At 41.8% G+C, this 13,048-nt stretch carries 10 protein-coding genes; all 10 read left to right on the top strand.

All coding sequences use genetic code 11. From position 1 onward, the window contains the following. The first annotated feature begins 43 nt into the window (after positions 1 to 43). The 10 genes from rpsB to FD05_RS08500 all read left to right on the top strand — a co-directional run bounded on the left by rpsB (position 44) and on the right by FD05_RS08500 (position 12,973). Positions 44 to 844, top strand: coding sequence for a 30S ribosomal protein S2 (gene rpsB / locus FD05_RS08455; protein WP_020280373.1), 801 nt, complete (start codon positions 44 to 46; stop codon positions 842 to 844). Positions 845 to 936: 92 nt separating this feature from the next. Beyond that, positions 937 to 1,812, top strand: a complete 876-nt coding sequence (gene tsf, locus FD05_RS08460) for a translation elongation factor Ts (protein ID WP_020280372.1) — start codon at positions 937 to 939, stop codon at positions 1,810 to 1,812. Between the two features lie 222 nt (positions 1,813 to 2,034). Further along, positions 2,035 to 2,757 (top strand): UMP kinase, encoded by a 723-nt coding sequence (pyrH, locus tag FD05_RS08465; RefSeq protein WP_020280371.1) that lies wholly within the window; start codon positions 2,035 to 2,037, stop codon positions 2,755 to 2,757. 3 nt (positions 2,758 to 2,760) lie between these two features. Continuing rightward, on the top strand, positions 2,761 to 3,324 hold the full coding sequence (gene frr / locus FD05_RS08470; RefSeq protein ID WP_020280370.1) for a ribosome recycling factor: 564 nt from the start codon (positions 2,761 to 2,763) through the stop codon (positions 3,322 to 3,324). A 16-nt stretch (positions 3,325 to 3,340) separates the two neighbouring features. Further along, entirely contained in the window at positions 3,341 to 3,793 is a 453-nt protein-coding gene (locus tag FD05_RS08475; RefSeq protein ID WP_020280369.1) for a hypothetical protein, read from the top strand. Between the two features lie 143 nt (positions 3,794 to 3,936). Continuing rightward, positions 3,937 to 4,695, top strand: a complete 759-nt coding sequence (locus tag FD05_RS08480; protein WP_020280368.1) for an isoprenyl transferase — start codon at positions 3,937 to 3,939, stop codon at positions 4,693 to 4,695. Between the two features lie 12 nt (positions 4,696 to 4,707). Continuing rightward, positions 4,708 to 5,496 (top strand): phosphatidate cytidylyltransferase, encoded by a 789-nt coding sequence (locus FD05_RS08485; protein WP_039932393.1) that lies wholly within the window; start codon positions 4,708 to 4,710, stop codon positions 5,494 to 5,496. A 21-nt stretch (positions 5,497 to 5,517) separates the two neighbouring features. After that, the gene (gene rseP / locus FD05_RS08490; RefSeq protein ID WP_039932392.1) at positions 5,518 to 6,792 is read left to right on the top strand and encodes an RIP metalloprotease RseP; all 1,275 of its coding nucleotides are present in this window, start codon (positions 5,518 to 5,520) and stop codon (positions 6,790 to 6,792) included. A 29-nt stretch (positions 6,793 to 6,821) separates the two neighbouring features. Next, positions 6,822 to 8,531, top strand: coding sequence for a proline--tRNA ligase (locus FD05_RS08495; RefSeq protein ID WP_020280365.1), 1,710 nt, complete (start codon positions 6,822 to 6,824; stop codon positions 8,529 to 8,531). 122 nt (positions 8,532 to 8,653) lie between these two features. Beyond that, complete coding sequence (locus tag FD05_RS08500; protein ID WP_020280364.1) at positions 8,654 to 12,973, top strand: PolC-type DNA polymerase III; 4,320 nt, start codon at positions 8,654 to 8,656, stop codon at positions 12,971 to 12,973. Positions 12,974 to 13,048: the final 75 nt, after the last annotated feature.

The following is a 13,048-nucleotide window of genomic DNA, read 5'->3' on the forward strand; positions in this document are numbered from 1 at the left end:
ATGATCGTTGGGGAGGATAAAAAAACAATATGGAGGCTACATCATGGCTGTTATTTCTATGAAACAATTACTGGAAGCCGGAGTACATTTCGGTCACCAAACTCGTCGTTGGAACCCAAAGATGAAAGAATATATCTTTACTGAACGTAATGGTATTTACATCATTGACTTACAGAAGACTGTTAAGTTAATCGATGTTGCTTACAACTTCATGAAGGACGAAGCTGCTAAGGGCGCCGTTGTTCTGTTCGTTGGTACTAAGAAGCAGGCTCAGGATTCAATTGCTGAAGAAGCAACTCGTGCCGGTCAATACTACGTCAATAACCGTTGGCTTGGTGGTACTTTGACCAACTGGGAAACTATTCAATCACGTGTTAAGCGTTTGAAGGATCTTAAGAAGATGTCAACTGATGGTACTTTCGACATCCTTCCTAAGAAGGAAGTTTCACTTTTGATCAAGCAGGAACAGAAATTGGAAAGATTCTTGGGTGGTATCGAAGACATGCCTAAGATCCCTGATGTTATGTTTATCGTTGATCCTCGTAAAGAGCAAATTGCTGTTCACGAAGCAATGAAGTTAAACATTCCAATCGTTGCCATGGTTGATACCAACACTGATCCAGATCAAATCGATGTTGTTATTCCATCAAACGATGATGCTATTCGTGCCGTTCGTTTAATCACTTCAAAGATGGCTGACGCTATTATCGAAGGCCGTCAAGGTGAAGATGACGTCAACGAAAAGACTTTTGAAGGCAAAGATGGCGACAAGAAGGACAAAAAAGAAGATTCAATTGAAGACATTGCAGACGCCGTAGAAGGCAGCAACGATTCTAAAAAATAAATATTAGCACTTAGGCTGACTCTATCGCTTTGGACCAATTTGGCCTTGGTGTGGAGTCAGTTTTTATTCACAATTAAAGGGAGGCCACTAAGATGGCAAAAATTTCAGCATCTCAAGTAATGGATTTACGTAAAAAGACTGGTGTTGGTATGATGGACGCTAAGAAGGCGTTGGTTGCTACTGACGGTGATTTTGACAAGGCAATTGAAGTATTACGTGAAAAAGGTGTTGCCAAAGCTGAAAAGAAGAGCGGCCGGGTTGCTGCCAATGGTTTGACAACGATTGCAACTAACGGTAATACTGCAGCGATTGTTGAAATCAACTCAGAAACTGATTTTGTTGCATCAAGTGATCCATTTAAGGAACTTGTTAAACGTGTCAGCGATGCAATTGTCGCCAACAAACCAGCCGACGTCGATGCTGCTATGGCATTAAAGACGGACAAAGGAACTGTTAAGGATGATTTGATTGAAACGACTCAAGTTACTGGTGAAAAAGTTACTTTGCGTCGTTTTGAAATTCTTGAAAAGAACGATGACGAAGCATTCGGTTCATACTTGCATAATGGTGGCTTGATTGGTGCCTTGGTTCAATTAAAGGGCGCTGACGAAGAAACTGCCAAGGATGTTGCAATGCACGTTGCTGCAACCAATCCTGAGTATTTGAATAAGGCAGAGGTTCCTGCTGACCGTTTAGCTCACGAAAAAGAAGTTTTGACTCAAGAAGCTTTGAACGAAGGCAAGCCTGAGAAGATTGTCGAAAAGATGGTTGAAGGTCGTCTGCACAAGTTCTTGGCAGAAATTTGCCTTGAAGACCAAGACTTTGTTAAAGATCCAGACGTGACAGTTTCCAAGTATGTTGCCTCAAAGGGTGGCTCAATCGTCAAATTCGTCCGTTACGAAGTTGGTGAAGGAATCGAAAAGAAGACTCAGAGCTTTGAGGATGAAGTTAGAGATCAATTGAAGTAGGCATCTTCACGATTACATTGGTTATTAATATCAGGGGTTAGGACAAACGCAAACTTTGTCCTGACCCTTTTTATTTTGAATTACCCCACCCCCTTTCTGACATATCTCTGTGAACCAGGTAAGAATATTTGATAAGAATTCTTGAATATCCTTGTTTTCTTGTTGATTGCAACGTTAATATGCTAAAATTAGTAGTAATGATTAACTATGGGAGGCACTTGGATGTCTAAAGTAAAATATAATCGAATTATTTTAAAATTGAGTGGAGAAGCATTAGCCGGAGATCGCGGCTTTGGAATCAATCCACCCGTTATTAAAAACGTCGCCCAAGAAATCAAAGATATTTTTAAATTGGGTGTACAAATTGGTATTGTTGTCGGTGGTGGCAACATGTGGCGTGGTGAAGCAGGTGCCGAAATGGGCATGGAACGCGCGCAGGCTGATTACATCGGCATGTTAGGAACTACGATGAATGGTCTCGCACTCCAGGATAACCTTGAACATTTAGGTGTACCAACCAGAGTGCAAACCTCAATTGAAATGCGTCAAATCGCAGAACCATACATTCGTCGAAAGGCCGTTCGACATCTTGAAAAAGGTCGCGTTGTTATCTTTGCTGCCGGAACTGGTAATCCTTACTTCTCAACGGATACCACAGCTGCATTGCGGGCTGCTGAAATTGGCGCCGATGCAATTTTGATGGCTAAAAATGGGGTTGATGGGATTTATTCATCCGATCCACGAACCCACAAAGACGCAACCAAATTTGATACACTTTCATATATGGATATTTTGGAAAAGGGCCTTAAAGTGATGGATTCAACGGCCAGTTCACTATCTATGGATAATCATATTCCATTGGTAGTCTTCAATTTGAATAAACCAGGTAACATTCGTAAGGTCGTTACTGGTGAAAATATCGGAACAACTGTGAAGGAGAAATAATTTATGGCAGATGCACAATCAGTATTAAGTGAAGCTAAAGAAAAGATGAAAAATACCCGTGAAGTTTTGGAACATGACATGGGTAGCATTCGCGCCGGTCATGCCAACGCCAGTTTGCTTAGTGGCGTGATGGTTGATTATTACGGTGCGCCAACACCTTTGAACCAAATTGCCTCAATTACGATTCCTGAAGCCCGGGTCATTTTGATTACACCTTATGATAAAAGTGCCCTCGAAGGCATTGAAAAGGGGATCTATGAAGCTGATTTGGGAATCAGTCCTGCCAATGATGGGACTGCCATTCGTTTGGCTGTTCCGGCGCTGACTGAGGACCGTCGAAAAGAAATTGCCAAACAAGTTAAAGCAACTGGTGAAAAGAGTAAGGTTGCTATCCGTAACGTCCGTCGTGAAGCAATGGATACCCTCAAACGCAGCAATAAGAGCGAGGATATCACCGATGACGAACTTCATCGTTTTGAAGATCAAGTTCAAAAATTAACTGATGAATCTATTAAAGGTGTCGATGGAATTGTATCCGACAAAGAACAAGAAGTAATGAACGGTTAGAAAGAGGGACAATATCATGGCAGACAATAATAACAATAATAATTCAGATAACGATGAAATTGCAGTGGTACCAGGTACTGACGAATTTGGCAAGATGCTCTTTAAGTTAAACACCCCGGTTACTGATGACAATTTAGGCGTTCTTGATTATAATGGCGGACATTTGCAACCTGTTCAAGACGGTTTGTATGCAATGCCTGCTTATGTCACTGATGGTTTTAACTTATTCTTTATCGTTTCTCAATTAGTTGAGAACGATTGGGTAATTGCATTTTCGACTGCTACAATTGAAAATGACAATGAGATCACTGACTTATCTGAACCATATACAACTGGCAAGGGTTTAAACTTGTTGGGTCAAAAGAGCCCGGAAGATGCCAATAAACTGTTGAAATATTTCAACACTTTGGCAGAAGCCAACCGTGGCGAATGGCGAATGGTTGAGCGTCCCGATGGCGAGTCTGATTAAAATTTAATCGCATTTTATGGCTGGGAAAAAACTTATGTTTTGTTCCAGCCATTTGGTGTTTAACGATATTTTGGCAGGGTAACGATTTTTGTCGCTGCTTAGGTTTAAATGATCTGTCAAAATTCATTTTTAAGGAGCGTGCAATGTTTAAGAACACACAAGACAATCAACAGTTGAACGTTGATAATATTCCAGCTCACGTTGCTATCATTATGGATGGCAATGGCCGCTGGGCACAAAAGCGGCATTTACCAAGAATTGCCGGTCATAAGCGTGGTATGGAAACTGTCAAAACAATTACCAAAGTTGCAAGTGATATCGGAGTGAAGGTTTTGACGTTATACGCATTTTCAACGGAGAATTGGAAACGACCCCATGATGAAGTGAGTTATTTGATGGGATTACCAGTCAAGTTCTTTAATGACTTTGTACCTGATTTGATCAAAAATAACGTTCAGGTTCGGGTGATGGGATTAATTGATCAATTGCCCGCTCAGACCCAAAAAGCCGTCAATGATGCTGTAAAAGACACTGCTGATTGTACTGGAATGATCTTAAACTTCGCACTTAACTATGGCAGTCGTTTAGATATGACGATGGCTGTTCAAAAAATTGGGCGTCAAGTCAAAGCTGGTATCCTTGATCCAAATAAGATTACCGATCAGACAATTGATGACAATTTGATGACGAGTTTTCTCGGTCAATTGGCCGATCCGGATCTATTGATTCGGACAAGTGGTGAGGAACGAATATCCAATTTCTTACTCTGGCAGATTGCTTATAGTGAATTGGTTTTTACAGATGTCTTGTGGCCTGATTTTGACAAATCAGTTTTTGAACAAATGATTTTAGAATATCAGCATCGTGACCGTCGTTTCGGCGGGATTAAAACTAGCAAATAGGGGAGAAACATCTTGAGACAACGTGTAATAACAGCTGTAGTTGCTTTATTAATCTTTATTCCGATCATTGTGATGGGAGGAATCTGGGTTGACATTGCTGCTTTGGCACTTGGAATTGTAGCAATTTCAGAAATTCTGGTAATGAAGAAGAAGTTACTGATTTCACCAGAATCAGTCATTGCTTATTTGGGGGTCTGTTCACTCATTCTGCCAAATGCTTGGACCAGTTTTTTACCAGGACATATCAGTCAGAACTTTGTGTTCTTCCTGTTTGTATTGATGCTCCTACTCCAAACGGTCTTGAGCAGAAACTTGTTCTCATTTGACGATGCTGGTGTGATTGCATTAGGTATGCTATACATCGGTATGGGGTTCCATTACTTTATCGCAGCTCGAGGATTAGGCTTGACCGTTTTGCTTTACGCTTTATTTATCGTTTGGGTAACCGATAGTGGTGCCTACATTTTTGGTAGAATGTTTGGTAAACACAAGTTGGCACCAAGAATAAGTCCTAATAAAACCTGGGAAGGATCAATTGGTGGTTCGCTTGCCGCAACCATTTTATGTACGATTTTTGTGGCGTTTTATCCAATTGCCGGCCACTCACTCTTGCAAATGTTTATTTTCACGATTATTCTCTCTATAGCTGGTCAATTTGGTGATTTGATCGAATCAGCATTAAAACGGTATTACGGTGTTAAAGATTCAGGCAAAATTTTACCCGGTCACGGTGGGATTTTAGACCGTTTTGACAGCCTATTGTTTGTGTTGCCAATGCTCCATTTACTCGCCGTCATTTAGTTTTTAGGAGGAAAGTGTCACTTGATAACTACAATTATTGTTTTTATAATCGTTTTCGGTATTCTTGTGATCTTTCATGAGTTTGGCCACTATATTACTGCTAAACGCTCGGGCATTTTAGTCCGAGAATTTTCCGTTGGAATGGGACCAAAAGTTTTCTATTATCGAAAAAATAGTACAACCTTTACTTTGCGGCTGCTACCATTGGGCGGTTATGTCCGAATGGCAGGTGAAGCAGACGATGGTGAGGATGAATTAAAACCAGGAACTCCAGTTACGCTTCAGTTGAATGATAACGGGGTAGTAACCTCCATTAATACCAGTAACAAACACTCACTGTTCCAAGGAATTCCCTTGACTGTGACTGATACCAACCTGGATGACAACTTGTACGTCAAGGGGTACGAAAATGGTGATGAATCCCAGATTAAATCATATCCGGTTGACCATGACGCCACAATTATTGAAAAAGATGGTACCGAGCTGCAGATTGCCCCTCGGGATGTTCAATTCCAGTCGGCATCGTTGCCAAACCGGATGTTAACTAACGTAGCTGGTGTATTTAATAACCTGTTGTTAGCGATCTTGGTCTATACAATCTTAGGGTTTGTTCAAGGGGGTGTAGCATCCAACACGAACAAAATTAACGTGATGCCTTCTGACTCAGTTGCCAGAACTGCTGGGGTCAAATCCGGTGATCGAATTATTGAAGTTGATGGTCACAAGACTACCGACTGGCAAGATTTGACCGTTCAGATTCGCTCAAAAGCCGATAAAAAAATCTCAGTTAAAGTTAACCGAAATGGTCAAGATAAGATTTTAACCATGAAGCCAAAAGCGCAAACTTCTGGTGGACAAAAATCTGGTTTTATTGGGATTACCCAATCAATGGATACCAGTTTTAAGGCTAAAATTCTTTCTGGATTCACAATGGCTTGGACTGTTGCTAAGCAACTATTTGGCGCACTTTGGAGCATGGTAAGTGGTCACTTTAGTCTCAATGACTTGGGTGGGCCGGTCGCAATCTTTGCCACTACTTCTCAAGCAGCTAAGATGGGGCTTACCGGCGTCTTAAACTTCTTGGCATTCTTGTCCCTTAACTTGGCGATCATTAACTTGATTCCAATTCCGGGGCTTGATGGTGGCAAATTAATTTTAAATATTTTGGAAGCCATCAGAAGAAAGCCGGTTTCTCAGACGACCGAAACGATAGTGACACTCATTGGTTTTGCATTCTTAATGGTGCTGATGATCCTGGTCACTTGGAACGATATTGAACGATATTTTTTACATTAATTAAGTAAATTTGAAGGAGAACCTTATAAATGAAACAGTCACAAATGCTAATTCCGACACTAAAAGAAACCCCTAAGGGTGCAGAAGCTTTAAGCCACCAAATGTTGGTTCGTGGTGGTTATATTCGCCAAATCTCAGCTGGTATGTATGCCTATTTACCAATGGCTTACCGGGTGTTGAATAAAATTGAAACAATTATCAGGCAGGAAATGGAAAAGACATCGGCGCATGAAATGTTGATGCCTGACATTTTACCTGCTGATCTCTGGAAAGAATCGGGTCGTTATGATACATATGGTCCCGAATTATTCAAATTTAAAAACCGGCATGAGACTGATTTCATTTTGGGACCAACTCATGAGGAAACCTTTACCGCGTTAATTCGCGACTCAATCAAATCTTACAAACAATTGCCTTTGGTCCTCTATCAAATTCAAAATAAGTATCGTGACGAAAACCGTCCTCGGTACGGTTTACTCCGAAGTCGTGAGTTCATCATGAAAGATGCATATTCATTTGCGACCAACGATGAAGACTTGGACAAAACCTACAATGCAATGGAACAGGCTTACCGAAATATTTTCGATCGAATTGGCTTAAAGTATAAAGTCATCATTGGCGACGGCGGCGCAATGGGTGGTTCAGATTCCAAAGAATTCTCTGCAATGGCTGCAGTTGGTGAAGACACCATCGTCTATTCAGATGAAAGCGACTATTTTGCCAACCTGGAAATGGCTAAGTCAAAAGTCACCGACAAACCATCCGATGCGCCTGAAGAAGCTTTAAAGAAGGTTGAGACCCCCAATGTTAAGACCATTGCGGAAGTCGCTGAATTTCTGAAAGTTTCAGACAAGCAAACGATCAAGTCAATGTTGTACATTGCCGATGAGAAACCAGTTATGGTTCTTGTTCGTGGTGATTACGATGTGAATGATGTGAAATTGAAGAACTACCTGGGCGCCGATTTTCTTGACTTGGCAACTGACGATCAAGCTAAAAAATACTTAGGTGCTGATTTTGGTTCACTCGGCCCCGTTGGTGTGGGTAATGATGTCAAAATTATTGCCGACCAACGTGTTGCAAATATGAAGAATGCTGTTGTGGGTGCCGATGAAGATGGTTATCACTATGTGAATGCTAATTCCGGCCGTGATTTCCGCATCGATGATGTTGATGACTTTGTCGTTGTCAAAGAGGGTGAGCCAACCCCTGATGGCAAGGGTACCTTAAAATTTACTCGTGGAATTGAAATTGGCCATATTTTCAAACTGGGAACTCGTTATTCCAAGAGTTTGAAAGCCAATGTGTTGGATGAAAATGGCCGGGCAGTGCCGGTCATCATGGGATCATACGGAATTGGTGTCAGTCGTTTGCTGTCAGCTATTTCCGAGCAAAATGCGGATGAAAATGGTTTAGTTTGGCCAAGATCTGTTGCGCCATTTGATGTTCATGTAATTCCAATTAATGCCAAGAAAGCTGTTCAAATGGACTTGGCTGAAAAGATTGAAAATCAATTAACTGATGACGGTTTCCAAGTACTGGTTGATGATCGTAAAGAGCGTGCAGGTGTAAAATTTGCTGATTCTGATCTGATGGGTATTCCATTGAGAATTACAATTGGTAAAAAAGCCGAAGACGGTATCGTGGAAATCAAGACGCGTAAGAATGGTGAGACCGTTGAAGTTAACGTTGATGAATTAAGCGATACAATCAAAAAAACGTTGAAGAATCTTGACTAATTATGTCGTAACTAATTAATATAGACGTATGTTTTCGTCACTTCTAAACTGGTTGGGCCAAAACTTGGGTTTTGTGTCCAACCAGTTGTTGTAAAAACGTTATTTTTAAAAGAGGTACTGTGATGAGTTTGGATCGAAATCAATTATTTGAAAAGCTGCTCGAACAGCTTCAGTGGACGCAGGCAAGTGAATTGCCTTATTTTAAAGATGCCAAAATTGACCGTCTGGAAGTCCATAAACAAAGTCAAAGATGGCAATTCGATATTTCAATACCCCGGATTTTACCGTTTGAAGTTTTTAACGATTTCAATGCCAGACTTCAGTCTGCATTCAAGGAAATCGCTGATGTTTCCCTCAATATTTCGGCTAATAATGATACCTTCACGGAGCAATTGCTACGTCAATATTGGCAATGGGTCGTCCCTCACAGTGGCGTCACGTCACCGTTAATGAAGGAACTCTGTGCCGACAAGTATCCATCAATTGTGGATTCACGAGTGGAGTTTATCGCTGAAAACGACATTGTAAAGGATTTTATGACCAACACTGCGTTGGGACCGATTGAAGATACTTTCCAACGGGCTGGATTCCCTGATTTTACGATTCATACGATCGTAGATGAAAGTTCATCGCAGCAAAACATTCAAGCACTCAAAAAGAAAAATGAAGCGGCCAACGCCCAGTTGGTCAAAAAAGCAAACCAAGCAATCCAAGAAAACGCCAAGTCCCACCCCAAGAAAAGTGGCGGGGGTGGTAAATCAACAATTGGTCGACGGATCAAGGATGATTTGCCAGTTATGAAAATGGAAGAGATTGTTGAAGAAGAGCGTTCGGTGGTGGTTTCTGGCTACGTTTTTGATAAAGAAATTCGTTCTTTGCGTTCTGGCCGTCAGCTTCTCATGCTAAAAATTACCGACTATACATCATCCATTCAGGTTAAAAAGTTTTCAAATAAGGGTGAAGAAGCCTTGTTTGATGGCATTAACGAAGGCGACTGGGTGAAAGTTCGGGGGAGTGTCCAAGAGGATAATTATTCTCACGAACTTACTTTGAACGCTTATGACATTAATCCAATTAAAACGGTTAGCCGAAAAGACACTGCACCTGACGATAAGAAACGGGTTGAGCTGCATCTTCATACAACCATGAGCCAGATGGACGCAACCAATAACATTGCCGATTTTGCCAAACAGGCTAAAAAATTTGGCCAAAAGGCACTGGCAATTACCGACCACGCCGGCGTTCAAGGATTTCCTGATGCTTTTCACGCCGGTCAAAAAAATGACATTAAGATGCTCTATGGTGTTGAAATTAATCTGGTTGATGACGGTGTTCCCATTACGTATAACGATAAGCATATGCCATTAAAAGACGCAACCTACGTCGTGTTCGATACTGAAACAACTGGGTTGTCCGCTATTTATGATAGGGTGATCGAACTTTCTGCGGTTAAAATGCAGAATAGTAACGTGATTGATCAATTTGAAGAGTTTATTGATCCGGGTTTTCACTTATCAGACAGGACCACGAATTTAACCTCCATTACCGATGAAATGGTTCATGGCTCGAAATCTGAAGAAGAAGTCTTCAAACTGTTCCGCGAATTTTGTGGGGACGCAATTGTCGTTGGTCATAACGTGACATTTGATATGGGCTTTATGAACACAGGTTATGTTCGTCATGGCATGCACGAAATGGAAAATCCAATCATCGACACGCTGACTTTGGCCCGATTCCTGTATCCTAATCTGCGTGGTTATCGATTAAACACATTGGCCAAGAAGTTTGACGTTAGCTTGGAACATCACCATCGCGCCATTTATGATGCTGAAACAACTGGTCATTTGAATTATCTTTTCTTAAAAGATGCTGAAGATCGATATGGAATTGTCTATCATGATGAGCTTAATGATCATATGACTGACAATGATGCTTACCGTCATGCCCGCCCATCCCATGCCATTTTACTGGCTAAGACTCAGGCTGGTTTGAAGAATATGTTCAAAATTGTGTCACTTTCAAACGTGAACTATTTCTATCGAGTTCCGCGAGTTCCACGGACGCAATTGGAAAAATATCGTGACGGTATTATTGTCGGCTCAGCCTGTTCATCAGGTGAAGTCTTTACGGCGATGATGCAGAAGGGTATGGATGAAGCCCGCCAAAAAGCCGGCTTTTATGATTATCTGGAAGTTCAGCCTAAGCGCGCCTATGCGCCTCTGATTGAATCCGGGCTCATTGCAGATGATAGCAATCTCGAACAGATCCTAACCAATATGGTTAAACTTGGCGATGAACTCAAGAAGCCGGTGGCTGCCACTGGTGATGTTCATTACCTGAATCCACAAGACTATATTTATCGCAAAATTTTAATCAATTCTCAAGGCGGCGCCAACCCATTGAATCGCCAAGAATTGCCAGATCTGCATTTCCTAACAACGGATGAAATGCTGGGTGATTTTGAATTTTTGGGTAAAGACAAAGCTGAAGAAATTGTGGTGACCAACACTAATAAAATTGCTGATGAAATCGAAGATGTTCATCCTCTGAAGGACAAGTTGTACACGCCCAGAATGGAGGGTGCTGAAGATGAAATCAAGACCCGGACGATGAATACTGCCCACGCGTGGTATGGTGATCCATTACCAAAGATCGTTTCCGATCGTTTGGATAAAGAGTTGAAGAGTATCATTGGTAACGGATTCTCCGTCATTTATTTGATTGCCCAACGACTGGTTGCCAAAAGTAACAAAGATGGGTATTTGGTAGGGTCCCGTGGTTCCGTTGGTTCCAGTTTGGTGGCAACTTTGACCGGAATTACTGAAGTCAATCCACTGCCGCCGCATTATCGTTGCCCAAATTGTCAGCATACAGAATTCTTTACTAAAGGTGAGTATAGTTCCGGCTATGATTTGCCTCATAAGAAATGTCCTGAATGTGGCACAAAAATGATTGGTGACGGGCACAACATTCCGTTCGAAACTTTCTTGGGCTTTACCGGAAACAAAGTTCCTGATATTGATTTGAACTTCTCTGGTGATTATCAGCCAATCGCCCATAATTACACCAAGGTACTGTTTGGTGAAAAGAATGTCTTCCGGGCTGGAACCATTGGTACAGTCGCTGACAAGACCGCATATGGGTACGTAAAGGCCTTTGAACGGGATAAAGGTGAAGTCTACCGCCAAGCTGAAGAAGATCGGCTGGCAAAGGGAGCGACCGGGGTTAAACGAACCACCGGCCAACATCCTGCTGGAATCATTGTTGTTCCCGATTATATGGATATTTATGATTTCACACCGATCCAATATCCAGCTGATGATCAAGACGCTGCTTGGCAAACAACTCATTTTGATTTCCATTCGATTCATGATAATATTTTGAAAATCGATATTCTGGGCCATGATGATCCAACCATGATCCGAATGCTCCAAGATTTGTCTGGGATTAACCCTAAGACCATTCCAATGGACGATCCGGGTGTGATGTCGATCTTCTCAAGCCCAAAGATTTTAGGCGTGACAGAAGATCAAATTCAATCCAAAACTGGAACCTTGGGTGTGCCTGAATTCGGAACGCGATTTGTTCGTGGGATGCTTGAGCAAACCCATCCAAGCAATTATTCAGAATTGCTTCAGATTTCTGGATTGTCACACGGAACTGACGTGTGGATGGGCAATGCTGATGAGTTGATTAAGAATGGGACAGCGACGATTGCTAACGTGATTGGATGTCGTGATAACATTATGACCGACTTAATCAACTGGGGCCTTGACCCCGAACTGTCCTTCCAGATTATGGAAAGTGTTCGTCATGGTCGGGGAATTCCAGATGATTGGCAAGCTGAAATGAAGAAGGCCAAGATTCCCGATTGGTACATTCAATCCTGTCTGAAGATTAAGTACATGTTTCCTCGTGCCCATGCGGCAGCCTATATCTTGATGGCGTTAAGAATCGCTTATTTCAAAGTTTATTTCCCGATGGTTTACTACGCTTCTTACTTCTCAGTGCGGGCCGATGATTTTGATATTGTCTCAATGTGCCGCGGCAAAGAAGCAGTTAAGAATGCGATGCGGATGATCAACGATAAGGGAATGGAAGCTTCTACCAAGGAGAAAAACTTGCTGACGGTTTTGGAACTGGCCAACGAGATGCTTGAACGGGGCTACAATTTCCAGATGGTTGATTTGGACAAATCCGATGCGAGTCAGTGGTTAATCGATGGCGACACTTTGATTGCCCCATTTAACTCAGTCCCTGGATTGGGTTTGAACGTGGCAAAGCAAATTGTTGCTGCTCGTGAAGACAAACCGTTCATCTCTAAAGAGGATTTAGCTAAACGTGGTAAGGTTTCTAAGACGTTGATCGATTTTATGACAGAGAACAATGTCTTGGCAGGCTTACCTGATGAAAACCAACTCAGTTTGTTTGACATGATGTAGAATTAATTACAAATTAATCAAGATGAGCGGGTACAGTGTGCCGGCCTTGTAATGAATCAAGCATTATGTTATAGT

This window comes from Lentilactobacillus otakiensis DSM 19908 = JCM 15040 (genome assembly GCF_001434145.1).
Lineage (GTDB): Bacteria > Bacillota > Bacilli > Lactobacillales > Lactobacillaceae > Lentilactobacillus > Lentilactobacillus otakiensis.